The 24904-nt window shown below is 60.8% G+C and carries 24 protein-coding genes and 1 tRNA gene; 14 read left to right on the top strand and 11 right to left on the bottom strand.

The genetic code is table 11. The features are described from left to right. Positions 1-89 precede the first annotated feature (89 nt). The 8 genes from infB (at position 90) to IB248_RS08275 (ending at position 9648) form a co-directional block, all read left to right on the top strand. Positions 90-2813, top strand: coding sequence for a translation initiation factor IF-2 (infB, locus tag IB248_RS08310; protein ID WP_169679537.1), 2724 nt, complete (start codon positions 90-92; stop codon positions 2811-2813). 75 nt (positions 2814-2888) lie between these two features. Further along, on the top strand, positions 2889-3299 hold the full coding sequence (rbfA, locus tag IB248_RS08305; protein WP_169679535.1) for a 30S ribosome-binding factor RbfA: 411 nt from the start codon (positions 2889-2891) through the stop codon (positions 3297-3299). Between the two features lie 12 nt (positions 3300-3311). Then, the gene (gene truB, locus IB248_RS08300; RefSeq protein WP_018855384.1) at positions 3312-4244 is read left to right on the top strand and encodes a tRNA pseudouridine(55) synthase TruB; all 933 of its coding nucleotides are present in this window, start codon (positions 3312-3314) and stop codon (positions 4242-4244) included. A gap of 124 nt (positions 4245-4368) precedes the next feature. After that, positions 4369-5220, top strand: a complete 852-nt coding sequence (locus tag IB248_RS08295; RefSeq protein WP_169679533.1) for an alpha/beta hydrolase — start codon at positions 4369-4371, stop codon at positions 5218-5220. Positions 5221-5377: 157 nt separating this feature from the next. Then, positions 5378-5647 carry a 30S ribosomal protein S15 gene (rpsO, locus tag IB248_RS08290; protein WP_025659731.1) on the top strand — a complete coding sequence of 90 codons (270 nt, stop codon included), beginning with the start codon at positions 5378-5380 and terminating at the stop codon, positions 5645-5647. A 319-nt stretch (positions 5648-5966) separates the two neighbouring features. Then, complete coding sequence (pnp, locus tag IB248_RS08285; protein ID WP_018855381.1) at positions 5967-8117, top strand: polyribonucleotide nucleotidyltransferase; 2151 nt, start codon at positions 5967-5969, stop codon at positions 8115-8117. Positions 8118-8192: 75 nt separating this feature from the next. Next, positions 8193-9209, top strand: coding sequence for a class I SAM-dependent methyltransferase (locus tag IB248_RS08280; RefSeq protein ID WP_112666343.1), 1017 nt, complete (start codon positions 8193-8195; stop codon positions 9207-9209). A 31-nt stretch (positions 9210-9240) separates the two neighbouring features. Then, the gene (locus tag IB248_RS08275) at positions 9241-9648 is read left to right on the top strand and encodes a nuclear transport factor 2 family protein (protein ID WP_192240694.1); all 408 of its coding nucleotides are present in this window, start codon (positions 9241-9243) and stop codon (positions 9646-9648) included. Between the two features lie 50 nt (positions 9649-9698). Here IB248_RS08275 and fabI read toward each other — a convergent pair whose 3' ends face one another. Genes fabI through fabA form a run of 3 tightly spaced genes read right to left on the bottom strand, consistent with a single transcriptional unit; the run spans position 9699 to position 12307 of the window. Then, positions 9699-10505 carry an enoyl-ACP reductase FabI gene (fabI, locus tag IB248_RS08270; protein ID WP_025659735.1) on the bottom strand — a complete coding sequence of 269 codons (807 nt, stop codon included), beginning with the start codon at positions 10503-10505 and terminating at the stop codon, positions 9699-9701. A 4-nt stretch (positions 10506-10509) separates the two neighbouring features. Next, complete coding sequence (gene fabB / locus IB248_RS08265; protein ID WP_018855377.1) at positions 10510-11733, bottom strand: beta-ketoacyl-ACP synthase I; 1224 nt, start codon at positions 11731-11733, stop codon at positions 10510-10512. A 58-nt stretch (positions 11734-11791) separates the two neighbouring features. Beyond that, positions 11792-12307, bottom strand: coding sequence for a 3-hydroxyacyl-[acyl-carrier-protein] dehydratase FabA (gene fabA / locus IB248_RS08260; protein ID WP_016552232.1), 516 nt, complete (start codon positions 12305-12307; stop codon positions 11792-11794). A 305-nt stretch (positions 12308-12612) separates the two neighbouring features. On the opposite strand from fabA, the gene irrA reads away from it, so the two are divergent. Beyond that, on the top strand, positions 12613-13032 hold the full coding sequence (gene irrA, locus IB248_RS08255) for an iron response transcriptional regulator IrrA (protein WP_018855376.1): 420 nt from the start codon (positions 12613-12615) through the stop codon (positions 13030-13032). A gap of 2 nt (positions 13033-13034) precedes the next feature. On the opposite strand, the gene IB248_RS08250 is transcribed toward irrA, so the two are convergent. Continuing rightward, on the bottom strand, positions 13035-13670 hold the full coding sequence (locus IB248_RS08250) for a trimeric intracellular cation channel family protein (RefSeq protein ID WP_025659736.1): 636 nt from the start codon (positions 13668-13670) through the stop codon (positions 13035-13037). 123 nt (positions 13671-13793) lie between these two features. Here IB248_RS08250 and IB248_RS08245 point away from each other — a divergent pair, with 123 nt between their 5' ends. Further along, a complete protein-coding gene (locus IB248_RS08245) occupies positions 13794-14276 on the top strand; it encodes a hypothetical protein (RefSeq protein ID WP_018855374.1) in 483 nt (160 codons plus the stop codon). 5 nt (positions 14277-14281) lie between these two features. On the opposite strand, the gene IB248_RS08240 is transcribed toward IB248_RS08245, so the two are convergent. The 4 genes from IB248_RS08240 to IB248_RS08225 all read right to left on the bottom strand — a co-directional run bounded on the left by IB248_RS08240 (position 14282) and on the right by IB248_RS08225 (position 16643). Then, positions 14282-15067, bottom strand: a complete 786-nt coding sequence (locus IB248_RS08240; protein WP_192240693.1) for a YdcF family protein — start codon at positions 15065-15067, stop codon at positions 14282-14284. A gap of 64 nt (positions 15068-15131) precedes the next feature. Then, on the bottom strand, positions 15132-15842 hold the full coding sequence (locus IB248_RS08235; protein WP_192240692.1) for a YoaK family protein: 711 nt from the start codon (positions 15840-15842) through the stop codon (positions 15132-15134). 188 nt (positions 15843-16030) lie between these two features. Then, positions 16031-16106, bottom strand: a tRNA-Ala gene (locus tag IB248_RS08230). Between the two features lie 150 nt (positions 16107-16256). Further along, complete coding sequence (locus tag IB248_RS08225) at positions 16257-16643, bottom strand: TIGR02300 family protein (RefSeq protein ID WP_169679525.1); 387 nt, start codon at positions 16641-16643, stop codon at positions 16257-16259. A gap of 238 nt (positions 16644-16881) precedes the next feature. Between IB248_RS08225 and IB248_RS08220 the strand changes: the two genes are divergently transcribed. The 3 genes from IB248_RS08220 (at position 16882) to rpsA (ending at position 20049) form a co-directional block, all read left to right on the top strand. Next, a complete protein-coding gene (locus tag IB248_RS08220) occupies positions 16882-17523 on the top strand; it encodes an FMN-binding negative transcriptional regulator (RefSeq protein WP_113162079.1) in 642 nt (213 codons plus the stop codon). 8 nt (positions 17524-17531) lie between these two features. Then, complete coding sequence (gene cmk, locus IB248_RS08215; protein WP_169679523.1) at positions 17532-18179, top strand: (d)CMP kinase; 648 nt, start codon at positions 17532-17534, stop codon at positions 18177-18179. 166 nt (positions 18180-18345) lie between these two features. Beyond that, on the top strand, positions 18346-20049 hold the full coding sequence (gene rpsA / locus IB248_RS08210) for a 30S ribosomal protein S1 (RefSeq protein ID WP_018855368.1): 1704 nt from the start codon (positions 18346-18348) through the stop codon (positions 20047-20049). Positions 20050-20133: 84 nt separating this feature from the next. Here the strand turns inward: rpsA and IB248_RS08205 are convergent, their stop codons facing one another. The 3 genes from IB248_RS08205 to IB248_RS08195 all read right to left on the bottom strand — a co-directional run bounded on the left by IB248_RS08205 (position 20134) and on the right by IB248_RS08195 (position 23411). Further along, on the bottom strand, positions 20134-21678 hold the full coding sequence (locus IB248_RS08205) for a hypothetical protein (RefSeq protein WP_192240691.1): 1545 nt from the start codon (positions 21676-21678) through the stop codon (positions 20134-20136). Between the two features lie 229 nt (positions 21679-21907). Further along, on the bottom strand, positions 21908-22531 hold the full coding sequence (locus tag IB248_RS08200) for a ribonuclease D (RefSeq protein ID WP_025659742.1): 624 nt from the start codon (positions 22529-22531) through the stop codon (positions 21908-21910). Positions 22532-22604: 73 nt separating this feature from the next. Next, positions 22605-23411: a MerR family transcriptional regulator gene (locus IB248_RS08195; RefSeq protein WP_192240690.1), complete on the bottom strand. Its 807-nt coding sequence runs from the start codon at positions 23409-23411 to the stop codon at positions 22605-22607. A gap of 200 nt (positions 23412-23611) precedes the next feature. Between IB248_RS08195 and IB248_RS08190 the strand changes: the two genes are divergently transcribed. After that, the gene (locus IB248_RS08190; protein WP_062375558.1) at positions 23612-24889 is read left to right on the top strand and encodes a 4-aminobutyrate--2-oxoglutarate transaminase; all 1278 of its coding nucleotides are present in this window, start codon (positions 23612-23614) and stop codon (positions 24887-24889) included. The last annotated feature ends 15 nt before the right edge of the window (positions 24890-24904 follow it).

The following is a 24904-nucleotide window of genomic DNA, read 5'->3' as shown; positions in this document are numbered from 1 at the left end:
ACTTGTCCGGTCCCCAGATCATTGATCGACATATTTGATTGACAGGGCCTGATGACGTCATCGCTCCCTGTCCGAAGGAACGGGAACGAATGACCGATAGCAATGACGACAAGACACTGAACGGACCGGGCAAGAAGACTCTGACCCTGAAGCCGTCGGGCATGAGCCAGGGCACCGTGCGCCAGGATATGGGCCGCGGCCGCACCAAGGCGGTCGTTGTCGAGACCCGCAAGCGGCGTCCGATGCGTCCGGAAGACGAGCGCCCGATTACGCCGGGCACTGCGGCGGCGCCCGCCCGTGCCGCCGAGCCGGTCCCGGTCGCGCATCAGCCGCGCGCACCGCAGGCCCCTGCCCCACGCATTCATCCGTCCGGTGGCCAGCAGTCACGTCCGCAGCAGCCGTCTTCGCAGCCGCGCCAGCAGGATCGTCCGCGTCCGGTAGTCTTGAACCACCTCTCGCCGGAAGAAATGGATGCCCGCCGGCGCGCGCTTGCCATGGCACAAGTTCGCGATGCCGAGGATGCGGTTCGCCGCGCCGAGGAAGAAAAGCGCCGCGCCGCCGAAGAGGCTGTGCGCCAGGCCGCGGAAGCCGAAGAGGCTAAGCGTCGCGCTGCCGAAGAGGCTCAGCGCGTTGCCGAAGCTGCCACGGCCGTTGCAACTCCCGCACCCGCTGCGGTCGAGGCGCGCACTGAAGCGCCGCGTGTTCAGGCCCAGACTCCGCCCGCACGCCGCCCCGATGCGGCGCCGTCCGCGGCTCCCGCGAGGCCGTCTCCGGCCGCGGCCGCAGCGCCGGGCGCTCGTCGCCGTGACAGCGAAGATGAGGACCGCGGCGCCCCGCGCGGCGTACCCGCTCGTGGTCGCGTCGTACGCCCGGAACCGGCAAAGCCGGTGACGACACGTCCAAAGACCGACGACGAACGTCGCCGCGGGAAGCTGACGATCGGTACTGCCGGCGTCGACGAAGATGGCACGGCACGTGGCCGTTCCATGGCCGCCATGCGCCGCCGCCAGGAAAAGTTCCGCCGCAGCCAGATGCAGGAAACCCGCGAAAAGGTTGTTCGCGAAGTCATCCTGCCGGAGACCATCACCATCCAGGAACTGTCGCAGCGCATGTCCGAACGTGCGGTCGACGTTATCAAGTACCTGATGAAGGAAGGCCAGATGATGAAGCCGGGCGACGTCATCGACGCCGACCTCGCTGAACTCATCGCCGGCGAATTCGGCCACACCGTCAAGCGCGTTTCGGAATCCGACGTCGAACTCGGTATCTTCAACGTTGCCGACGAAGAGGGCGATCGCGTTTCGCGTCCGCCTGTTGTGACCATCATGGGCCACGTTGACCACGGCAAGACCTCGTTGCTCGACGCCATCCGCCATGCCAACGTGGTTGCCGGCGAAGCTGGCGGCATCACGCAGCATATCGGCGCCTATCAGGTCGAGCAGAACGGTCAGAAGATCACCTTCATCGACACCCCCGGCCACGCCGCCTTCACGGCGATGCGTGCCCGTGGTGCGCAGGCGACCGACATTGCGATCCTGGTCGTCGCCGCTGACGACAGCGTCATGCCGCAGACGATTGAATCGATCAACCACGCCAAGGCCGCTGGTGTTCCGATCATCGTGGCGATCAACAAGGTCGACAAGCCGACCGCCGATCCGCAGAAGGTGCGCACGCAACTCCTGCAGCACGAAGTCTTCGTGGAATCGATGGGCGGTGAAGTTCTTGACGTCGAAGTTTCCGCCAAGACGGGCCTGAACCTCGACAAGCTGCTGGAAGCCATCCTGCTGCAGGCCGAAATCCTGGACCTCAAGGCCAACCCGAACCGCACCGCGGAAGGCACGGTCATCGAAGCCCAGCTCGACCGCGGCCGTGGTTCGGTTGCCACCGTTCTGGTTCAGAACGGTACGCTTAAGCCCGGCCAGATCATCGTTGCCGGCGATGTCTGGGGTCGTGTCCGCGCCCTCGTCACCGACAAGGGCGATCATGTCAAGGAAGCCCCGCCGGCCATGCCGGTCGAGGTGCTCGGCCTTTCCGGCACGCCGCAGGCAGGTGACAAGTTCGCCGTCGTCGAAAACGAAAGCCGCGCCCGCGAGATCTCGGAATATCGTCAGCGCCTCGCTCGCGACAAGGCTGCCGCCCGCCATTCGGGCCAGCGCGGCTCGCTGGAACAGATGATGACGCAGCTGCAGTCTGCAGGCGTCAAGGAGTTCCCGCTGGTCATCAAGGGCGACGTGCAGGGTTCGATTGAAGCGATCGCCGGCGCACTCGAAAAGCTCGGTACGGACGAAGTTCGTGCCCGCATCGTTCACTCGGCTGTCGGCGGTGTGACGGAATCGGATATCTCGCTTGCCGAGGCGTCTGGCGCCGCGATCATCGGCTTCAACGTCCGTGCGAACGCACAGGCTCGTACGCTGGCAGAGCGCCAGGGCATCGAAATCCGCTACTACAACATCATCTACGATCTGGTGGATGACGTGAAGGCAGCGATGTCGGGCCTGCTGTCGCCAGAGCGTCGCGAAACCTTCCTCGGCAATGCCGAGATCCTCGAGGTGTTCAACATCACGAAGGTCGGCAAGGTCGCGGGTTGCCGCGTTACCGAAGGCAAGGTCGAACGTGGTGTCGGCGTTCGCCTCGTCCGCGACCACGTCGTCATCCACGAAGGCAAGCTCAAGACGCTCAAGCGCTTCAAGGATGAAGTCTCGGAAGTGCATTCCGGCCAGGAATGCGGTATGGCTTTCGAGAATTACGAAGACATCCGCGCCGGCGACACGATCGAGTGCTTCCGCGTCGAGCACATCACCCGTACGCTCTGATCGTGTGATATTGGAAATTTGGACGGGCGCCGGATCAACTGAGGCCGGCGCCCGAACCTTTTGAGGCAAAGAAAAATGGCAACAAGACCAACAACCTCCGCACCTTCGCAGCGCATGCTGCGCGTCGGCGAGCAGGTTCGCGCCGCGATCACGCAGGTTCTGCAGCGCGGCGAAGTGCGCGATGACGTGATCGAGAAGACCGTCATTTCCATCTCCGAAGTCCGCATGTCGCCCGATCTGAAGATCGCGACGGCCTATGTGACGCCACTTGGTGTGACGGATCATGATGCGGTGATTGGCGCGCTGAACCGCAATGCAAAATACATTCGCGGCCGCCTCGGGTCCCAGCTTCGGCAGATGAAGTACATGCCGGAGGTCCGCTTCCGCGACGATACGAGCTTCGACAATTACAAGAAGATCGACGAGTTGCTGCGCTCGCCTGAGGTGAGCCGCGATCTCGATCACGGCGATACCGAAGAAGATTAGTAGAAGAGACTGATGTCCAAACCACGTAAACCGAAGGGCCGCCCGATCTCGGGTTGGCTGATCCTTGATAAGCCGGTCGATTTCGGCTCCACCGAAGCCGTTTCCAAGATCAAATGGCTGTTCAAGGCGCAGAAATGCGGTCACGCCGGCACGCTTGACCCGCTGGCCTCGGGCATGCTGCCAATCGCCCTTGGCGATGCGACAAAGACCGTTCCCTACGTGATGGACGGTCGCAAGATCTACGAATTCACCGTGACCTGGGGCGAGGAGCGCGCAACCGACGATCTTGAGGGCGATGTAACGCAGAGCTCCGACAAGCGCCCGAGCGAACAGCAGATCCGCGACCTCCTGCCGAAGTACACAGGTGTGATCAGCCAGGTTCCGCCGCAGTTTTCCGCCATCAAGATATCAGGCGAGCGCGCCTACGATCTGGCGCGCGACGGTGAGGCAGTGGAAATCCCCTCTCGCGAAGTCGAGATCTTCCGCCTGACGCTGCTGTCCTGCCAGGATGCCAATACGGCGCATTTCGAAGTCGAATGCGGCAAGGGTACCTATGTGCGTGCGCTGGCGCGCGATTTCGGCCGCGAGCTCGGCTGCTATGGCCATATCTCCGGCCTGCGTCGCAGCTTTGTCGCGCCCTTTGCCGAAGAGACCATGATACCACTTGCCGATCTCGTCGCGATCGAGGCAGTCGAAGACGCGGACGAACGGCTTGCAGCGCTGGATGCCCTGCTGATCGACACCAGCGAAGCGCTCTCCTCACTGCCGCACCTCGTTGTCAATGACGACCAGGCGCATCGTTTGAAGATGGGCAATCCGATCCTCGTGCGGGGTCGCGATGCGCCGGTTGCCGAAAGCGAAGCCTATGCGACGTCCCGCGGCAAGCTGATCGCGATCGGCGAGATCGGTCAGGGCGAGTTCCGCCCAAAGCGGGTCTTTGGCTGAGGGTCGTTAAACCTCCGGTTTTGCGGTGGGTCGGCCAAACCACAGATAGCAATTGTCAATGTTCGGCATTGGGATATGTTTCCCTGATCTGGGCCGTCGGGTCCTTCAGATCAGGGAGACAGTTATGCGCAGACTTGCAGCCGGCATCCTGATGTTCTTCTCGGCGGTTTTGATAGCCGCCAACGCTTATTCCTCGGAGCGCTGGGCAACGTTGCCAGCCTTCCCGCCAATGCCGACCGCAAAGACGAGCGGCATGGCCCCCGTCAACGACATCAAGATGTACTACGCCGAATACGGCGAGGGTGAGCCGATGCTGTTCATCCACGGCGGACTCGGCAGCGCCGATGTCTGGGGCTATCAAGTGGCCGAGTTTGCCAAGGATCATTTGGTGATCGTCGCCGACAGCCGCGGGCATGGCCGCTCGACGCGCAGCGAGCAGCCGTTCGGGTATGATCTGATGACTTCCGACTATGTCGCTCTGCTCGATTATCTGAAGCTAAACAAGGTGACCCTGGTCGGCTGGTCTGATGGCGGCATCATCGGCATCGACATGGCGATGAAGAACCCGGAGAAGCTGACGCGCGTGATCGCGCAGGCGGCGAATGTGACGACGGACGGCGTCAAAGCCGACGTCATGACCAACAAGACCTTCAGCGGTTACATCGATGCGGCCGGCGAGACCTACAAGAAGCTGTCGCCGACGCCGAACGAGTATGATGCTTTCGTCACCCAGATCTCCGCGATGTGGGGAAGCCAGCCTGCCTGGACAGCCGACGACCTCGGCAAGATCAAGGTACCCGTCACCTTGACGATCGGCGACCACGACGAGGCAATCAAGCTCGACCATACCGAGATGATGGCCAAACAAATTCCAGGTTCGAAGCTGGTGATCCTCAAGGACGCAAGCCACTTCGCCATGCTGCAGGATCCAGAGGGCTACAATGCCATGATCCGCGATGCCATAGCTGGAAAGTGACGAATCGGCCATCTGCGGCATGCCTCTTTCAATTGCAGCGCATTTGGTTTATACGCAGCGCCAGCAATCGGGCTCTGCCCGGATGCATTCGCGGCCGAAGCTGGACGACATCCCGGCTTTTGGCGACCTAATCTCCTCTCATAGAAAGGAACATCCGATGTCGATTACTGCTGAGCGCAAGACGGCTCTGATCAAGGAATACGCAACGTTCGAAGGCGACACCGGTTCTCCGGAAGTTCAAGTTGCCATCCTGACCGAGCGTATCAACAACCTGACCGGCCACTTCAAGGACCACAAGAAGGATAACCATTCCCGACGTGGTCTGCTGACGATGGTTTCCAGCCGCCGCTCGCTTCTTGACTACCTCAAGAAGAAGAACGAAGGCCGTTACACCAAGCTGATCACCAGCCTGGGTATCCGCCGCTAAGGCTTTTTTCGGCGGGCGTTCCCCTTGGGACGCCCGCCGGATTTTTTCGGGGAGAGACTTCCCCATCCCGCCACGCGTGGCGAATTGCCCGGCAGACCCGGATGGGCCGGTTCTGCTAAACCAACCGTTGACCTGTCATGGGGCAGGATTGCCGGATGCTTTTGGCCAGAGCCTCACAAGCTTTGGCCCGGTCTCTTGTGGACCGATGAATGTAAAGCCTCCCGTTGTCTTGCCCATGATGCGTCACACCGATTGCGGTTGACCGTGCACCGTGCCTTGGAAGGCGAGGCGCATGTTCCCGCATTGAAGGACAAGACATATGTTCGATACTCATAGTGTGGAAATCGAGTGGGCAGGCCGCCCGCTGAAGCTCGAGACCGGCAAGATCGCCCGTCAGGCTGACGGTGCCGTTCTCGCGACCTACGGCGAAACCGTGGTTCTCGCCACCGTCGTTTCCGCCAAGGCGCCGAAGCCGGGCCAGGACTTCTTCCCGCTGACCGTCAACTACCAGGAAAAGACCTACGCAGCCGGCAAGATCCCCGGCGGCTACTTCAAGCGCGAAGGCCGTCCGTCGGAAAACGAAACCCTCGTTTCCCGCCTGATCGACCGCCCGATCCGTCCGCTCTTCCCGGAAGGCTACAAGAACGACACGCAGGTCGTCGTCACCGTCATCCAGCATGACCTTGAAAACAACCCCGACGTCCTGTCGATGGTTGCTGCGTCGGCAGCTCTGACGCTGTCGGGCGTTCCCTTCATGGGCCCGGTCGGTGGCGCCCGCGTCGGCTACATCAACGGCGAATACGTTCTGAACCCGCATCTCGACGAGATGGAAGAGTCGATCCTCGACCTCGTTGTAGCAGGTACGCACGACGCCGTTCTGATGGTTGAATCCGAAGCCAAGGAACTTAATGAAGAAGTCATGCTCGGCGCCGTCATGTTCGGCCACCGGGGCTTCCAGCCGGTCCTCGATGCGATCATCAAGCTCGCTGAAGTGGCTGCCAAGGAACCGCGTGACTTCCAGCCGGAAGACTACTCCGAACTCGAAGGCGAGATGCTGAAGCATTTCGAAGCCGAGCTTCGCACCGCCTACAAGAACACGCAGAAGGCTGAACGCTACGCTGCCGTCGACGCCGTCAAGGCGAAGGTCAAGGCACACTTCCTGCCGGAAGAAGGCGAAGCCAAGTACACGGCCGAAGAAGTCGGCGCGATCTTCAAGCACCTGCAGGCGAAGATCGTTCGTTGGAACATCCTCGACACCAAGAGCCGTATCGACGGCCGCGACCTCGAAACCGTTCGTCCGATCGTCTCGGAAGTCGGCCTCCTGCCGCGCACTCACGGTTCGGCGCTCTTCACCCGCGGTGAAACGCAGGCGATCGTCGTTGCCACGCTCGGCACCGGCGAAGACGAGCAGTACGTCGACAGCCTGACGGGCATGTACAAGGAGCGCTTCCTGCTCCATTACAACTTCCCGCCCTACTCGGTTGGCGAAACCGGCCGCATGGGTTCCCCAGGTCGCCGCGAAATCGGTCACGGCAAGCTCGCGTGGCGCGCCATCCGTCCGATGCTGCCGTCTGCTGAGCAGTTCCCTTACACCCTGCGCGTCGTCTCCGAGATCACCGAATCGAATGGCTCGTCCTCGATGGCGACCGTTTGCGGCACATCGCTTGCACTCATGGACGCTGGTGTTCCGCTCGCCAAGCCGGTTGCCGGTATCGCCATGGGCCTGATCCTCGAAGGCGACCGCTTCGCGGTTCTCTCCGACATCCTCGGTGACGAAGACCACCTCGGCGACATGGACTTCAAGGTTGCGGGTACCGCAGACGGCATCACCTCGCTGCAGATGGACATCAAGATCGCTGGTATCACCGAAGAGATCATGAAGGTCGCTCTCGGCCAGGCTCAGGGTGGCCGCGCCCACATCCTCGGCGAAATGGCCAAGGCCATCACCGAGAGCCGTGGCCAGCTCGGCGAGTTTGCACCGCGCATCGAAGTCATGAACATTCCAGTCGACAAGATCCGCGAAGTCATCGGCTCCGGCGGCAAGGTCATCCGCGAAATCGTCGAAAAGACCGGCGCGAAGATCAACATCGAAGACGACGGCACGGTCAAGATCGCGTCCTCGTCCGGCAAGGAAATCGAAGCGGCCCGCAAGTGGATCCACTCGATCGTTGCTGAACCGGAAGTTGGCCAGATCTACGAAGGCACGGTCGTCAAGACCGCCGACTTCGGCGCCTTCGTCAACTTCTTCGGCGCCCGCGATGGCCTCGTCCACATCTCGCAGCTTGCATCCGAGCGCGTTGCCAAGACGCAGGACGTCGTCAAGGAGGGCCAGAAGGTCTGGGTCAAGCTCCTCGGCTTCGACGAGCGTGGCAAGGTCCGCCTGTCGATGAAGGTTGTCGACCAGGCAACTGGCCAGGAACTCCCGGCTGCCGAAAAGTCCGACAAGAAGAAGGAGGAAGCGGCTGAATAAGCCGCGCCTTTCAAACCGTTCGAGGGCGTGGGAGTTTTCCCGCGCCCTTTTTGTATCCGAAGGCGAGAAGAGATCATGAGCCGCGAAACCCTGAAGACCCTGTTCCATCCCTTTGCCAGCGGTACCGTTGAAGCGCCCGGCGAGGGCGAGCGTGTGCTCTTCCTCGGCGCCGAGGCAGGCTTTGCCCTGCCGGAGGGCTTTGCCGCCTCGCTGAGCGCCGTACAGGGCTTCCGGCCGCTGTTTAGGCAACTCCTCTCGCAGCGGATCGAAACCACGCCTGAGATCGAAGGCGAGGACTACGATGCCGCGCTGGTTCTCTGCAACAAGCACAAGGGCGAGAACGAGGCGAATATCGCTGCCGCGCTTCAGCACGTGAAGGTGGGCGGCCTGATCGTCATCGCCGGCGGCAAGGAGGATGGCGTCCAGTCGCTCCGTAAGCGTATGGAGGGCTTCGGCCTCGAGATCGAACACATGCCGAAATATCACGGCGTGGCGCTCTGGTTCGGACGGCCGGCCGACGTTGGTGAGGTCGTCAGCAAGTTTTCCAAGCCGTCCGTGCGCGTGGATGGCCGTTTCCTGGCCGCGGCCGGCATGTTCTCGCACGACCGCGTCGATGATGGCTCGGAGTTGCTCGCCTCGCGTCTGCCTGCCGATTTCACCGGTGATGTCGCCGACTTTGGCGCCGGCTGGGGTTATCTGTCCGTCGAACTGGCGGAGCGCTCGCCGGGTGTCAGTCGCCTCGACCTCTACGAGGCCAATCACGCGACTCTTGAAGCCGCCAAGGGCAACATGGCGGAGAACTGCCCCGACGTGCCGGCGCGCTTCTTCTGGCATGACCTGGCGAGCGAACCGGTCAAGGACAGGTACGACCTCATCATCATGAACCCGCCCTTCCATGAAGGACATGCGGCGGAACCGTCACTCGGTCAGGCGATGATCAAGACCGCTGCCTCAGCGCTGCGCGGAGGCGGGCGTCTCTTGCTGGTTGCCAATCGCGGATTGCCCTACGAGCCGGTGCTTGCAGCAAACTTCAAGGAGAGCGGCGAAACTTGCCGCAATGCGCGCTTCAAGGTGCTGTGGGCGAAGAAGTAGCCGCGGAACAGCCCAAAGGGGAGGGGGAGCTATGGATGCGGAAGCAAACAAGCAACTCGTGACGGCCTATGTCGAGGCGTTCAACCGCTTCGACATAGCGGCGTTGCGCGAGCTTTTTGCCGCCGATGCGCGGATTTACGGTGTTCTGGGATATGGCGGTCTCGATGAGGTCGAGCCTATCTGGCGTGAGCTTCACGAGGGGATGAACATCAACCTCGAGATCCTCGATATCGCCGCCGAGGGGAAGAACGTCGTCGTCCGCTACCGGGAAAGCGGGCGTTATTCCGGCTTCTTCCGCGGTCTCGTGGGTCACGACCCGACTGATAAGAGCTACGAGCTCACCGCGATGGAGTGGTTTGTCGTCGAAAACGGAAAGATTGCGACCCGCTGGGGCGCCAGAGATTCGGCTGCTATTCTGCGGCAGGTCACGCATCCCTAGGGGATGCGTTTCGGAAAAGCCGGGCTCGTTTCCAAGCCCGGCTTCGGTCCTTATTCCACGTCTGCCGTGCGCAGTGCGTCCAGTGTCGGCATCGAGGTGATGTTGAAGCCTGCATCTACGAAATGGATTTCGCCGGTAACGCCTGCCGACAGGTCCGACAGCAGATAAAGGGCGGAATTGCCGACCTGATCGATCGTCACCGTCTTGCGCAGCGGCGAGTTCCGCTGGTTCCAGGAGAGGATTGCGCGTGCATCGGAAATGCCAGCGCCCGCAAGCGTCCGGATCGGGCCAGCAGAGATCGCATTGACGCGGATCCCGCTCGGCCCGTAATCCGCAGCCAGATAACGCACCGACGCCTCGAGAGCAGCCTTTGCAACACCCATGACGTTGTAGTTCGGGATGACGCGCGTCGAGCCATTGTAGGTCAGCGTCAGCATCGAACCGCCGGCATTCATGAGCGGCGCGCAGCGCTTGGCGATCTCGGTGAAGGAGAAACAGGAGATCACCATCGTGCGGCTGAAATTGTCGCGCGTGGTGTCGGCGTAAAGGCCCTTCAGCTCGTTCTTGTCGGAAAAGCCGATGGCGTGAACGACGAAGTCCAGTGTGCCCCAGCGCTCCTTGATGGCATCGACGGTGGCGTCGACCGAGGCGATGTCCTCGACGTCGCACGGCAGAACGAATTCTGAACCGACTTCGGCGGCCAGCGGCTTAACACGCTTGCCGAGAGCATCGCCCTGATAGGTGAAGGCAAGTTCCGCTCCCTGTGCTGCCAGCGCCTTCGAAATTCCCCAGGCGATGGAATGGTTGTTCGCGACACCCATGATGAGGCCGCGCTTACCCTGCATGATTCCCGTCATATTATTATCCGTTGTAGCGCTGGAAGACGAGCGTGGCGTTGGTGCCGCCGAAGCCGAAGGAGTTGGAAAGGGCAATGTCGATCTTGGCATCGTCGATGCGCTTGCGAACGATCGGAACGCCGTCGAATTCAGGGTCGAGCTCAGTGATATGCGCGCTTTCGCCGATGAACCCGGCCTGCATCATCAGCAGCGAGTAGATCGATTCCTGCACGCCGGCTGCGCCCAGCGAATGGCCCGTCAGCGACTTGGTCGACTGGATGTGCGGGATCTTGTCGCCGAAGACTTCGCGGATTGCACCGATTTCCTTGCTGTCGCCAACAGGGGTCGAGGTGCCGTGCGTGTTGATGTAGTCGACATCGCCCTTCACCGTCGCGAGCGCCTGGCGCATGCAGCGGATCGCGCCTTCGCCCGACGGAGCGACCATGTCGTAACCATCCGAGGTCGCGCCGTAGCCGACGATTTCAGCGTAGATCTTTGCACCGCGCGCCTTGGCACGCTCCAGTTCTTCCAGGACGAGAACGCCCGCGCCGCCGGCGATGACAAAGCCGTCGCGGCTGACATCATAGGCACGCGACGCCGTTGCCGGCGTCTCGTTGTACTTGGAGGACATGGCGCCCATGGCATCGAAGAGGTTCGACATCGTCCAGTCAAGGTCTTCGTGGCCGCCAGCGAACATCACGTCCTGCTTGCCCCACTGGATCATCTCTGCGGCATTGCCGATGCAGTGTGCCGAGGTCGAGCAGGCCGACGAGATCGAGTAGTTGACGCCGTGGATCTTGAACCAGGTGGCGAGCGTTGCCGATGCCGTCGAGGACATCGCCTTCGGCACGGCAAACGGGCCGATGCGCTTCGGGCTGTTGTTCTTGATGGTGATCTCGGCAGCTTCGATCAGCGTGCGCGTCGAAGGTCCGCCGGAGCCCATGATGATGCCGGTGCGCTCGTTGTTGCTGATGTCGCTCTCTTCCAGACCGGAATCGGCGATCGCCTGCTTCATTGCCACATGGTTCCAGGCGCCGCCCTGACTCAGGAAGCGCATGGCGCGGCGGTCGACCAGATCCGTCGGATCAAGCGAGGGGCGACCCCAGACCTGGCACTTGAAGCCGTGCTCAGCAAAATCGTTGGAGAAGGAAATGCCGGACTTGGCGTCGCGCAGCGACGCAGTGACCTCGGCGGCATCATTGCCGATCGAGGAGACAACACCCAGACCCGTAACAACTACCCGTCTCATGTGTTTCGACCTTTTCGTTTTTTCTAACTTGGAAACCGGGCAACTACGCCCGGTGCAATCAGGCTTCTTTGTCCTTGGACAGGCCGACGCGCAGGTCGGTTGCCTGGTAGATGGTTTCGCCGTCGGCCTTCAGCCAGCCATCGGCGGTGCCGAGAACCAGGCGGCCGCGCATGACGCGCTTGAAATCGATGCCGTACTCAAGCAGCTTCGTGGTCGGGCGGATCATGCCCTTGAACTTCACTTCGCCGGTTGAAAGCGCCATGCCGCGACCGGGCTCGCCCAGCCAGCCGAGGAAGAAGCCGGTCAGCTGCCACATGCCGTCAAGGCCGAGGCAGCCGGGCATGATCGGGTTACCCTGGAAGTGGCAGGGAAAATACCAGTCGTCGGGTTTCACGTCGTATTCAGCGCGAATGTAGCCCTTGTCGAAGGCGCCACCGGTTTCGGAAATGTCGGTAATGCGATGAACCATCAACATCGGCGGGAGAGGAAGCTGTGCGTTGCCCGGACCGAACAGTTCGCCGCGGCCGCAGGCCAGAATTTCCTCGTAGTTGAAGCTGGATTGTTTCGTCGCCATGAAAACTCTAATTCCCCCCGCAACTATGCCGATGGATGTGAACGTTTAGTCCAAGTTCAGCGGAAAATGAAGCATAAGCATGACTGAGCTTCATCCAACCTCCGGAGGACCGGCTGCGCGCCTTATTTGGTGGTCGCATACAGGAAGGCCAAGCCCCCGGCCAGCACTAATTGCGCCAAAAGCCCGATTTTGCGGCGTTTTCGCACTCTTTGTCCCCATTGAAACTATTGAAACGCTTTTGCGCAAAAGTTATATGGCTAATGAAACCTGATTGCTTGACGCTAGATTAAACCGGAGTTCGTCGGATGGTGGCAGAGGCCCCGCTTACCATTGAGGCACGGCTGAGACACGCCGGCCTTCGTCCGACGCGCCAGCGCGTCGCGCTCGGTGACCTGCTTTTCGCCAAAGGCGATCGGCACCTGACGGTCGAGGAACTCCACGAGGAGGCCGTGCAGGCGGGAGTGCCGGTGTCGCTGGCGACCGTCTACAACACGCTGCACCAGTTTACCGAAGCAGGGATGATCCGCGTTCTCGCGGTCGAAAGCGCCAAGACCTATTTCGACACCAACGTCTCCGACCACCATCACTTCTTCGTCGAAGGCGAAAACGACGTGCTGGATATCCCGGTCAGTAATCTGACGATCGGCAATCTGCCGGAGCCGCCGGAAGGGCTGGAAATCGCCCACGTCGACGTCGTGATCCGCCTGCGCGCGAAGCGGCGCTGATTTCACATCACATCGTCAGGATGCCGGCCGGGCTTTGCCTTGTAGGTCGGAAAGGTCCAACCGAAATAGAGCGCGCCGCCGCGCACTGAGAATGCCGCGACGACACCGACGGCAGAGGCCGCATAGAGCGGCAGGTCGAGCGCGTTCGCAGCCGTAAATATGCCGCCGCCGACCAGTGCTGCCGTGATGTAGATTTCGGGCCGCAACAGCACGGACGGCTCGTTGGCCAGTAGATCGCGCAGGATGCCACCGAAGGTCGCCGTCAACGTCCCGGTCACGATGCCGATCGTTGGCGAGCCCGTGGCGGCGAGGCCCTTCGCGGCACCCATCACGCAGTAAGCCGACAGCCCTACGGCATCGAGCCAGATCAGCAAGCGATAGCGCGATTCAACGAGGTGGGCGGTAAAGAACACCAGGACGCCGATGGCGCAGCAGACGATGACGTAAGTCGGGTTCAGAACCCAGAACACCGGCACACGGCCAAGGACAATGTCGCGCACCGTACCGCCACCCGTCCCCGTGACGATGGAGAAGAACAGGAAGCCGATCAGGTCAAGCTGTTTCCGCGAGGCCGCGAGCGCGCCTGTTGCCGCAAAAAGCGCAACGCCGGCATAATCCACATAGACGAACAGCGGCATGCAGTCCTCCAGAACCGGCGCGTATCTTTCGAATATGAATCACGGCGGCAAGGGCGGCGCAAGCCGGATCAAGCAAACTGTCCGGCCAACAGCGTCCTTATTCGACCAAAAGAGAAACCCTTCGTGAAAACGCTCCTGATCGCTCTGAACCTTGCCGCGCTACTCGTCGCCCCAGTTGCGGCCTTCGCACAGCAATCGCTTATCTCGGATCCGGAGGTCTATGAGAAGAAGCACTTTCAGGAGCAGTGCACCAAGGCGGAATTTTCGGACGGCTTCGTCCTCCGCCAGGATATCAACAATGACGGTCTGATCGACGCCGTCGTCAACGAGGGTGAGCTCACCTGCGACGGCGAGAAGGGTCCGCAGTGCAATGATGACGGCTGCACTTATAATTTCTATCTGCAGGTCGCCGAGGGTGGCTATTTCATGATCGCGACCGCCCAGGTCTACGGTTATGACTTCGTGAAGCGCTTCGGCAACATGGTGCTGGCAATGAAGATGCACCCGCGTTTCTGCGATCGTCCGGATGCCGACAAGGCGAAGGAGCCTTGTGTCGTCACAGCCCGTGTGCGCGGCACCAAGTTCGTGACGATCTCCAAGAAATAGCTAGTTCAGCCCGGATAGAGCTCTGAAGTGCGGCCGGCGAGGTAGTAGCCGACGAGCCCGAACCATTCGCGGATTGCCGTTGCCAGGTTCTGGGAATTCCGGCTCGGCTGCGTGAAATCGAAGCCAAGGCTTTCTCGCCCGTCAGTGCGGTAGTCCGTCGGCCACGGCACGACGTCGATTCCAAGTTTACGGAAGATGCCGACCGATCGCGGCATATGGTAGCCGGAGGTGATCAGCAGGCAGTTCGAAAGACCTTGGCTTGCCAGAAGCTCCTTGGTGTTCATCGCGTTTTCGAAGGTCGTGCGCGATGTCGTTTCTTCGACCAGGCGGTCTCGGCCAATGCCGAACATCGGGAAGAAGCGCGCCGATATCGCCGCGTCACCTTCGTAGATGCCGGAGATCGACCCATCGCCGCCGGAAATCAGGATTCGCGTCTGCGGAAATTTCTGCGCCAGGCGCAGCGCTTCGACGAAGCGATCGGCCCCGGCATTGAGCTCTATTCCGTGGCGGGCGGTATTCACCTCGTTCTCGAATGCACCGCCCAAGACGATCATGCACTGCAGGCTTGCCGGATCCTGCGGTTTGACAAACCGATCCTCGAGACCCTGCAGAAGGTAGTTGCCGACGGTGGTGTAGAGCGTGACGAACAAAATCAGGCCCGCAACCGCCGAGGAAACGAGACTTGTCGCACGCCAGCGGACAAGGCCCGTCACCAGGGCAAACAGGACGAAAAGGAAAGCGAGCGACAATGGCTGCCCGAAGATCCAGATGAGCTTTGAAAAGAGAAACAAGGATGTCTTCCTTCAGCGGTTTCCGCCCGCCATCTATCTGATTCGATAGGCTTCTATTGCGACTTCATTTCGTGCGTACCTCCGAACGTGGCGTGGCGTTAAACCGACGTTGCAGGCGTTTGGGTATGAGCAGAGAGGCGAGCGCAACCAGCATCGCAAAGACGGCAATCACCCACAGGGCCGCCGCACCCGCGATCTGTGTGAGCAGCGCGCCCATCACCGCGCCCGCAAACATGCCGGCCCACGGTACGATCTGGATCGTCCACTCCAATCGCTTGTCGCCGATAATCCAGCGCCCAAGGCCACGCCCAAAACGCGAGAGCGCTCCGGTCACATAGGTCAGCCCGATCGGCAGCCCCTCGATCTGCTCCACGGCCGCGTTCACCATCCCCATCGAAGCGACGATGAGATAGAAGCGCGGCATCGCCACGCTCTCGCCCATCATGAGAGAGGCGGTAGCCAGCGCGATGCTGACGCAGGAAAGCACGGCGAAGGTGCGCCGGTCCGCGAAATGCGCGATCACGATCCCGGCCGCATTGCCAAGCACGAAGACCATGATCGCCGAGAGTAGAATGGCCGCATGCCGTAGATCGCCGCCGCCGAGCGACAGGGCGGCGCGCGTTGTGTTGCCCGTCATGAACGACACGAAATCACCGGTCAGCGCCAGTCCGGTCGCATCGGTCATACCCGCCAGAAAGGAAATCGCGCCGGCAAGCACCAGGCCGGTCGTCGTTCTGCGCGTGTGTATGATGCGCCGCCGTCTTTCTCGTGTCATTGAACCAAGGCTCCAGGCTGCCGATCAGTCGGCATCGGAACCATACATACCCGCAGTTGCTAAAAAATTGGCAAAGCAGTGTATGAGGAAATGACCGCGAGCGAACAGTCCTCGGGCGCGACAGCCGTTAAGACGAAAGTGGTTCCAAACGCGTCGAACAGCCAGTGTTATTCGTGTCGGGAGAAATTTGGTGGAGCTAAGCGGGATCGAACCGCTGACCTCTTGCATGCCATGCAAGCGCTCTCCCAGCTGAGCTATAGCCCCATCAAGGCGGTCCGGCTAGGCCGGTCCTGGGATGCTTCGCGAAGCGCTTGCCTCGCGGAGTGGCGGCTTCTTACTTCCGGTTTTTGGAGATAGCAAGCCAAAAAAATCGGCCCGGCGAAATTTTCTCGTCCGGGCCGAGACTTAATCCGATCAGACTTCGTCTTCGTCGCCGGTGACGCCGATGATGTCGCTCATGTCGTCGTCATCGTCGTCTTCGTCGGCTTCGAGGAAGGTGTCGTCGTCGTCGCCTTCGATTTCGACGTCGTCATCACCCATATCTGGAATCTCGTCGCCGGATGCGCCTTCTTCTGCGTCCTCGAGCGACACCAGTTCGACTTCCGTGCTTTCGGTATCGACTTCTGCCACTTCCTCTTCATCCTGGGCTTCAGCCGCTGCGGCAGCAGAGGTTTCCTCGAAGAAGGAGAGCGGATAGGACTTGCCCGTATAGGGAGAAACGATCGGATCCCGGTTCAGGTCGTAGAACTTCTTGCCGGTTTCCGGATCGGTACGCTTCGTTCCAAGTTCAGCTTTCGCCACTGTTAGCCTCGTGAGAATGGCCGAATCAAGATTCGGCAAATGCCGTGAAACCCGGCGTTCTATTCGGAATTTATAAGCCGGTCCCCATAATCGTTGCAGCACGGCATGTCAAAGCCAAACTTCATGCATCGCTCATGCGCGCCAGATGACCGGCGCCGCCATTTGTGATAGTGAGCCGGCGATTGTTCATTTGCAGGGTAGATCGGCGCGTGGCCGGCTGCCGGGATAGGTGCGAGAAATGTACCAGCCGCCGCATTTTCGTGAGGAAGACTTGGGTGTCCAGCACGCCTTGATCCGGGCACATCCGCTCGGCATGCTGATCACTGCGGGTGCTTCCGGCTTGATGGCGAATTCGGTCCCTTTCCATCTGGATGCCGCAGCCTCCGAAAAGGGGATCTTGCGCCTTCACCTCGCCAAGGCCAATCCGCAGTGGCGCGATATCGACGCCGGCGCGGATGTGCTCGCCGTCTTCCAGGGCGCCGATGCCTACATCACGCCATCCTGGTACCAGACGAAGCAGGAGACCGGTAAAGTCGTGCCGACCTGGAACTACGCGATCGTACAGGTCAGGGGCAGGGCCCGTGTCATCGACGACGCGGACTGGCTGCTTCAGCAGATCAACGCGATCACCACGCAACAGGAAGGCCCACGCGACAGGCCTTGGGCAGTGGGTGATGCGCCTGATGATTTCATCCGCGCGCAGATGAAAGGCATCATCGGCGTCGAAATCGAGATTGCAGCGATTGAAGGCAAGTGGAAGGTCAGCCAGAACCGACCGGTTGCTGATCGCGAAGGTGTTGTTGCCGGCCTCGGTGAAGAGTCCGGTCGGGAAGACATGGTCGATCTCGTCCGCCGCTACGGCGGATTGGCGGAGAAATGAACGGACAGATGAGCTCCAAACAGTTTACGATCGCCATCGATGGACCCGCAGCCGCAGGAAAGGGAACGCTCTCGCGCCGCATCGCGGAGACCTACGGCTTTCATCATCTCGACACGGGGCTGACCTACCGCGCGACGGCAAAGGCTTTGCTCGATGCCGGCCTGACGCTCGACGACGAGGCGGTGGCAGAAAAGATGGCGCGCGAGGTTGAACTGGCCGGTCTCGATCGCGATATACTTTCGAAGCATGAGATTGGCGAGGCGGCCTCGAAGATCGCGGTCATGCCTTCGGTGCGGCGTGCACTGGTGGAGGCGCAGCGGCGGTTTTCTGAAATGGCGCCCGGAACGGTGCTCGACGGCCGTGATATCGGAACCGTCGTCTGCCCGGCGGCGCCGGTAAAGCTCTATGTAACGGCAAGTCCCGAGGTTCGGGCTAAACGCCGCTACGACGAAATAACAGGCAAGGGAGGAATTGCCGATTTCGATGCCATTTTCGACGACGTCAAGCGCCGCGACGAACGCGACATGGGACGGGCCGACAGCCCTTTGAAACCAGCCGAAGACGCGCACTTGCTTGATACGTCGGAAATGAGTATAGAGGCCGCGTTTCAAGCTGCGAAATCGATCATCGATGCAGCTTTGAGCCGAAATACCTAATTCGAGCGATTTGCCCAAGCTTTGCCTGGGCTGCTTCCGAAGACTAAGCCTGAAATTCCGTCCAAGCGCCGGATTGCTTCCCGACAGGAAGCGGACTGGGTTCAGGCCCGTTCAACACGAACCAACCGGCGCATACGTATCCGGATTCGGATATGCAGGAGATTACATGTCAGTAGCTACTCCCTCTCGCGAAGATTTCGCGGCCCTTCTCGAAGAATCCTTTGCCAAGCACGACCTGGCTGAAGGCTATGTCACCAAGGGCATCGTAACGGCAATCGAGAAGGACTCTGCCGTTGTCGACGTCGGCCTCAAGGTCGAAGGTCGCATCCTACTCAAGGAATTCGGCGCCAAGGCCAAGGACGGCTCGCTCAAGGTCGGCGACGAAGTCGAAGTTTACGTCGAGCGCATCGAAAACGCTCTTGGCGAAGCAGTTCTGTCGCGCGAGAAGGCTCGCCGCGAAGAAAGCTGGGTCAAGCTCGAAGCCAAGTTTGAAGCTGGTGAGCGCGTTGAAGGCGTTATCTTCAACCAGGTCAAGGGCGGCTTCACGGTTGACCTCGACGGCGCGATTGCCTTCCTGCCGCGTTCGCAGGTCGACATCCGTCCGATCCGCGACGTTACCCCGCTGATGCACAACCCGCAGCCCTTCGAAATCCTCAAGATGGACAAGCGCCGCGGCAACATCGTCGTTTCGCGTCGTACGGTTCTGGAAGAATCCCGTGCCGAGCAGCGTTCTGAAATCGTTCAGAACCTCGAAGAAGGCCAGGTTGTTGACGGCGTCGTCAAGAACATCACCGATTACGGTGCGTTCGTTGACCTCGGCGGCATTGACGGCCTGCTGCACGTCACCGACATGGCATGGCGCCGTGTGAACCATCCGTCGGAAATCCTGTCCATTGGCCAGCAGGTCAAGGTTCAGATCATCCGCATCAACCAGGAAACCCACCGCATCTCGCTCGGCATGAAGCAGCTAGAGTCGGATCCGTGGGATGGCATCCAGGCCAAGTATCCGGAAGGCAAGAAGATTTCCGGTACCGTCACGAACATCACCGACTACGGTGCGTTCGTCGAGCTGGAGCCGGGCATCGAAGGCCTGATCCACATTTCGGAAATGTCCTGGACCAAGAAGAACGTACACCCCGGCAAGATCCTGTCCACGAGCCAGGAAGTCGAAGTCGTCGTTCTCGAAGTCGATCCGTCCAAGCGCCGTATTTCGCTCGGCCTCAAGCAGACGCTGGAAAATCCGTGGGCGGCATTCGCTCGCAACCATCCGGCTGGCACTGAAGTCGAAGGCGAAGTCAAGAACAAGACCGAATTCGGCCTGTTCATCGGCCTCGACGGCGATGTTGACGGCATGGTGCACCTCTCCGACCTCGACTGGAACCGTCCAGGCGAACAGGTCATCGAAGAGTTCAACAAGGGCGACGTCGTTAAGGCGGTCGTTCTCGATGTTGACGTCGAAAAGGAGCGCATCTCGCTCGGCATCAAGCAGCTCGGCAAGGACGCTGTCGGCGAAGCCGCAGCTTCGGGCGACCTGCGCAAGAATGCAGTCGTTTCCTGCGAAGTCATCGCAGTCAACGACGGCGGCATCGAAGTGAAGCTCGTCGACCACGAAGACATCACGTCGTTCATCCGCCGCGCAGACCTGTCGCGCGATCGCGACGAGCAGCGTCCGGAACGCTTCTCGGTTGGCCAGGTTGTTGACGCCCGCGTCACCAACTTCTCCAAGAAGGACCGCAAGATCATGCTGTCCATCAAGGCTCTGGAAATCGCGGAAGAGAAGGAAGCTGTTGCTCAGTTCGGTTCGTCCGACAGCGGCGCTTCGCTCGGCGACATTCTCGGCGCGGCTCTGAAGAACCGCGGCGGCGAATAATCGCCAGCAGGCTTGAAGAACAAAAGAACCCGCCGGAGCGATCCGGCGGGTTCTTCGTTTCTGTACTGTCGTTGCAATGGCGAGCTATTCCCAGTCGACCTTGCGTCGGTAGAGCGAATAGGCTTCGTCGCCACTCACGGCGATTGGCAGGGCCGGCGCCGGGCGGTGAGGCGGCGTGCCGGCCTTGATCAGACTTTCTCGGGCGGCAATCGCTGCAGCCGCCTCACTGTCCATCAGGATGTCCGTTTCGTCGTCGTCCGACGGCTCGCCCTGCCGCTCTTCCTCTTCCGACGGCTCGCCGCCGTTGTGGTCCTCGCGGTACATCGCGTGGGCGCCACTATCGTCGGCCTCGTCCTTCGAGAACTCGTAAGGCTGCGTGGCGTACGGCACGCCCTCGACGATTTTCATGAGCACCGGCGCATAGGTCTCGTCGATCGCCTGCTGCACCGTCAAGGGTGCTGGCGGTTCCGCGGCAGGGTGTCTTTTTGCAGCCGCTGCGGCCGCTTCGGTTGCCGGCTGTTCCGCGATGAGGGGCGATTGGCGCGCAATGCCCTCCGGCAATGGATGTAGATCGGGCAGGGTGGTCAATTCCTCCGGCAGATCGGCGAGGACCGTTTCGTCGAGGATGATATCGATCTCGACCGCAGGATCGGGATCGGCGGCTTCCAGCAGCACTTCTGTTTCCTGGTCCTGAATGATTGTAACGATCAGCTTCGTGGTATCGTTCGACAGCGAGGCTGATATCGCCGGCCAGCTCTTCGGAATGATCGGGTCGCCCTTGGACGTTGTCCGAGCGGTCTCGGCTTGCACGGTTTCCCGTGCCGGATCCGCGGCGTGCCTGGGCGGCACGCTCTCCTGCACATCTTGATTAGGCTCCGCGAGCGTTTCTTCGGCGGACGCCTTGGCGGTCGGATTGACGATCGGCTCGTCAGCGACTGCATCGTTCTTGATGAGTTCGGTCCGCTCGTCGCCGCCATCGATATGGGCCGCGGCAACCAGTGCGGTCTGCGGCCGTGCAGATTCCGGTTCCTGCTTTGTCGGCAGAGGTACCTGCGCAGTCCCAGCAAGATTGTCCCGATGGATGCGAATTTCCGTCCGCTGTTCCTGGCGCGTCGGCGAGGCGTCGTTCTGGCCGTAGGAGCGAACCACGGCGCGGGCGGCGAGATCGCGATCCTTGTCGCGGATCGTTTCAAGATAGGTGGCGATGCGGGCAGCCTCCGGTCCAGCCGGGTTCCGGAGCGCCTCTGCAAGCAGGCGAAGCGGAACTGCGTGGCCTTGCATCGCAAGCTGCCGCTCGACTTTTTCGATCTTCGCCGGCGGCAGCTTCTCGATCGCAGCTGCCATGCGGGAGGCAAAGGCTAGGTCGGTTTCGTCGTCCTCGCGCGGGATCGCAAGCGCCTCGCTCGTGGCACTGAGCACATCGAGAAGGGCGTCGACCATCCGCGCCCGGACAGCTAGCAGAAGAATGCTGAGCTTGCCGGCAACAGAAGAATTGAGATCGGCGCCCTGAATCTGATGCACGGGAGCAACGGCGCTGGCCGCGCGCACCAGGCCATCGGTACTGACGGCCGCGGTCTGGCTCTGGGAGGAAAGGCTTCCATTTGACGCTGCACGAACCGGAGACAACATGTCATGCTCCTTCTTTCGTAAAGTGCGGTGAAGGCAGGCTACAAGAAGGCCGCGCTCATCCGGCCCGTTGCATTCCCCGGCAGTTCGGTCTGCCCGACGCGGCGCTCCATCGCGCCGTCGAATGCATAAAAATTGGCAAATAATCTATCGAAGCGGCGTTAACGAATTACTAATGGCCGGTACGCGCATCGCCGCGCCCGGTTCAATCCGTGCAAAATCCAGAAACGTCTTAGCTGTGGGCGAAAATGTCGGCTTCTTCCCAGCCGAGCAGATCGAGCTTGGCGCGCGTCGGAAGGAATTGGAAGCAGGCGTTGGCATGATCGATGCGGCCGTCTCGCACCAGCCGCTCGGTCAGCTTGTCGCGCAGCGCGTGCAGGTAAAGCACGTCAGAGGCCGCGTATTCCAGCTGCGCAGGGGACAAAGTTGCGGCAGCCCAGTCGGAGGATTGCTGCGTCTTGGAAATATCGACGTCGAGCATTTCCTTGAGATTGTCCTTCAGTCCATGCCGATCGGTATAGGTTCGGCAGAGACGTGAGGCGATCTTGGTGCAGAACACCGGCTGCATGGTGACGCCGAAGGTGTGGAACAAGACGGCAATGTCGAAGCGGCCATAGTGGAAGATCTTCTGTTGCCCATTGGCAAGCAGCGCCACGAGGTTCGGCGCTTCCTTCTGCCCGGCGGCGATGCGGATCACGTCGGCCGTGCCGTCGCCCGGTGAGAGTTGCACCACACACAGCCGGTCGCGGCGCGGCACAAGGCCCAGCGTTTCAGTGTCGATGGCAATCGCTCCGGTATAGCGGGCGGCATCTGCCGCGGAAATATCACCTTCATGGTAACGTATGATGGCTGCCATCGATCTCATCTCACACTCGAACTGTCACTTGTGGCCTATAGCGCAAAGCCATGGCGAGCGATACCGCCAAGGCTCAGAATGTCGGCGGTGTATTGATCCAGATGAGGACGGTTTCGCCATCGTGACGGTTGCGCCAGGAGTGATAGCGACGGCTTTCGAAATAGAGCGAATCGCCGGGTCCGAGATCGAAGAACTGATCGGAATCGAGGACCAGCTCCAGCCTCCCGGAGAGTACGTGCATGAACTCCTCCCCTTCGTGTCGGTAGGCGCCTTCGCTCGCCGCACCGGGTGCGAGCACGAAACGGTGGCAATCCATCATCGTGCGGCCCTCGGCCAGAAGCTGCACCGTCACACCTGGCGTCGTTTCCGGCCATGTGCGCCAAGCGCCGGCGCGGACGACCTCGGGCATGTCGTCGCGCTCTTCCCCAGAAAGCCTGGAAACCGTGGTGCCATAATATGCCGCAAGGTCGTGCAACGTCTTGAAACTCACCCCCTGGGAGGTGCGTTCGAGCGTCGACAGTGTCGAGGCAGCAATGCCAGCGTCACCGGCAACCTGATCCAGTGTCTTGCCGGCGCCGTGGCGCAGACTGCGCAGCCGCCGACCTAGATCCGAGGCGTCCGACGCATCCGAATTTTCAGATGGTTCCTCGCTTTCCAATGCCTCGCGAATGGCGGCCGGATTGAGTCCGCGCTCGGTTCGATACCAGGCTATCTTTTTTAACCGTGCGACGTCCTCGGCGCTGTATTGCCGGTGCCCGGTTTCCGACCGGTCCGGAACGACGAGGCCCTGGCTTTCCCAAAGGCGCAAGGTCGATGCGGAAACGCCTGCTGATTTTGCCGCCTCCGCCACTTTGTAGCGCACGGGCGTACCGTTGTTCATAAGCCAAATAATCCCGGTTCGTCTGTCTTCTTCAGGCCTTATCCGACCCTGATTTTTCTTGAACGACCATCGCTGAAAACGACAGCAGTTTGAAGCGGCAAATGCCGCTTGATTTCTTGCAGGAAAAATGTAGGAATTTTCTACATGTCTTGCCGAAGTTATGCAAGATAGTTCATCCATTCCAGAGCAGGAACGCACCGATGGCCGCGACCACACTCACAGACCGAAAGAATGCCGCAATCTCGCGTGGCGTTGGCATGACGACGCAGATCTATGCCGATCGCGCAGAAAATGCCGAGATCTGGGATAAGGAAGGTCGACGCTATATCGACTTCGCGGCCGGCATTGCCGTCCTCAACACCGGTCACCGTCACCCGCGCGTGATCGCCGCCGTCAAGGATCAGCTCGATCATTTCACCCATACCTGCCACCAGGTGGTGCCTTACGAGAGTTACGTGCATCTGGCCGAGCGCTTGAATGCGCTGACGCCCGGCAACTTCGAGAAGAAGACGATCTTCGTCACAACAGGTGCCGAAGCCGTCGAGAATGCGGTGAAGATCGCCCGTGCCGCGACCGGCCGCTCCGCCGTGATTGCCTTTGGCGGCGGTTTCCATGGCCGCACCTTCATGGGTATGGCGCTGACCGGCAAGGTCGTGCCCTACAAGGTCGGTTTCGGCGCAATGCCGGGCGATGTCTTCCATGTCCCGTTCCCGGTCGAGCTGCATGGCGTGACGCCGGATCAGTCGCTGGCCGCGCTGAAGAAGCTGTTTGCCGCCGATGTCGATCCGCAGCGCGTTGCCGCCATCATTATCGAGCCAGTTCAGGGCGAGGGTGGTTTCTACCCGGCGCCGGTCGCCTTCATGAAGGCGCTGCGCGAACTCTGCGACCAACACGGCATCCTCCTGATCGCCGATGAGGTGCAGACCGGCTTTGCTCGTACCGGCAAGATGTTCGCGATGGATCATCATGAGGTCGCACCCGACCTGATGACGATGGCAAAGAGCCTCGCTGGCGGATTCCCGCTGGCCGCCGTCACGGGTCGTGCCGAGATCATGGATGCGCCCGGACCGGGCGGTCTCGGCGGTACCTATGGCGGCAATCCTCTTGGCATCGCTGCGGCTCACGCAGTCCTCGACGTCATCAAGGACGAAGATCTCTGCGATCGCGCCAATCAGCTTGGCAACCGGTTGAAGCAGCGCCTGGAATCACTGCGCGAAAAGGTGCCAGAAATCGTCGATATCCGCGGTCCGGGTTTCATGAACGCTGTCGAGTTCAACGACAAGACGACGAAGCTGCCGAGCGCCGATTTCGCCAACAAGGTTCGCCTGATTGCGCTTGAGAAAGGCCTGATCCTGCTGACGTGCGGCGTGCATGGAAACGTCATCCGTTTCCTCGCCCCGATCACGATCCAGGATAGTGTCTTTGGCGAAGCGCTCGACATTTTGGAAGCCTCGATCCTCGAAGCAAGCGGTAAGTAGGGCCAGCCCTTCTTT

The organism is Rhizobium sp. RHZ01 (assembly GCF_014851595.1).
GTDB lineage: Bacteria > Pseudomonadota > Alphaproteobacteria > Rhizobiales > Rhizobiaceae > Rhizobium > Rhizobium altiplani.
The sequence above is the reverse complement of the archived record's forward strand: the minus strand, read 5'-3'. Positions and strand labels throughout refer to the sequence as shown.

What these genes read in the sequence shown, in the direction of transcription:
- infB (WP_169679537.1), top strand. Translation starts at nt 90, where the DNA reads ATGACCGATAGCAATGACGACAAGACACTGAACGGACCGGGCAAGAAG.
- rbfA (WP_169679535.1), top strand. Translation starts at nt 2,889, where the DNA reads ATGGCAACAAGACCAACAACCTCCGCACCTTCGCAGCGCATGCTGCGC.
- truB (WP_018855384.1), top strand. Translation starts at nt 3,312, where the DNA reads ATGTCCAAACCACGTAAACCGAAGGGCCGCCCGATCTCGGGTTGGCTG.
- IB248_RS08295 (WP_169679533.1), top strand. Translation starts at nt 4,369, where the DNA reads ATGCGCAGACTTGCAGCCGGCATCCTGATGTTCTTCTCGGCGGTTTTG.
- rpsO (WP_025659731.1), top strand. Translation starts at nt 5,378, where the DNA reads ATGTCGATTACTGCTGAGCGCAAGACGGCTCTGATCAAGGAATACGCA.
- pnp (WP_018855381.1), top strand. Translation starts at nt 5,967, where the DNA reads ATGTTCGATACTCATAGTGTGGAAATCGAGTGGGCAGGCCGCCCGCTG.
- IB248_RS08280 (WP_112666343.1), top strand. Translation starts at nt 8,193, where the DNA reads ATGAGCCGCGAAACCCTGAAGACCCTGTTCCATCCCTTTGCCAGCGGT.
- IB248_RS08275 (WP_192240694.1), top strand. Translation starts at nt 9,241, where the DNA reads ATGGATGCGGAAGCAAACAAGCAACTCGTGACGGCCTATGTCGAGGCG.
- fabI (WP_025659735.1), bottom strand. Translation starts at nt 10,505, where the DNA reads ATGACGGGAATCATGCAGGGTAAGCGCGGCCTCATCATGGGTGTCGCG.
- fabB (WP_018855377.1), bottom strand. Translation starts at nt 11,733, where the DNA reads ATGAGACGGGTAGTTGTTACGGGTCTGGGTGTTGTCTCCTCGATCGGC.
- fabA (WP_016552232.1), bottom strand. Translation starts at nt 12,307, where the DNA reads ATGGCGACGAAACAATCCAGCTTCAACTACGAGGAAATTCTGGCCTGC.
- irrA (WP_018855376.1), top strand. Translation starts at nt 12,613, where the DNA reads ATGGTGGCAGAGGCCCCGCTTACCATTGAGGCACGGCTGAGACACGCC.
- IB248_RS08250 (WP_025659736.1), bottom strand. Translation starts at nt 13,670, where the DNA reads ATGCCGCTGTTCGTCTATGTGGATTATGCCGGCGTTGCGCTTTTTGCG.
- IB248_RS08235 (WP_192240692.1), bottom strand. Translation starts at nt 15,842, where the DNA reads ATGACACGAGAAAGACGGCGGCGCATCATACACACGCGCAGAACGACG.
- IB248_RS08220 (WP_113162079.1), top strand. Translation starts at nt 16,882, where the DNA reads ATGTACCAGCCGCCGCATTTTCGTGAGGAAGACTTGGGTGTCCAGCAC.
- cmk (WP_169679523.1), top strand. Translation starts at nt 17,532, where the DNA reads ATGAGCTCCAAACAGTTTACGATCGCCATCGATGGACCCGCAGCCGCA.
- rpsA (WP_018855368.1), top strand. Translation starts at nt 18,346, where the DNA reads ATGTCAGTAGCTACTCCCTCTCGCGAAGATTTCGCGGCCCTTCTCGAA.
- IB248_RS08205 (WP_192240691.1), bottom strand. Translation starts at nt 21,678, where the DNA reads ATGTTGTCTCCGGTTCGTGCAGCGTCAAATGGAAGCCTTTCCTCCCAG.
- IB248_RS08200 (WP_025659742.1), bottom strand. Translation starts at nt 22,531, where the DNA reads ATGGCAGCCATCATACGTTACCATGAAGGTGATATTTCCGCGGCAGAT.
- IB248_RS08195 (WP_192240690.1), bottom strand. Translation starts at nt 23,411, where the DNA reads ATGAACAACGGTACGCCCGTGCGCTACAAAGTGGCGGAGGCGGCAAAA.
- IB248_RS08190 (WP_062375558.1), top strand. Translation starts at nt 23,612, where the DNA reads ATGGCCGCGACCACACTCACAGACCGAAAGAATGCCGCAATCTCGCGT.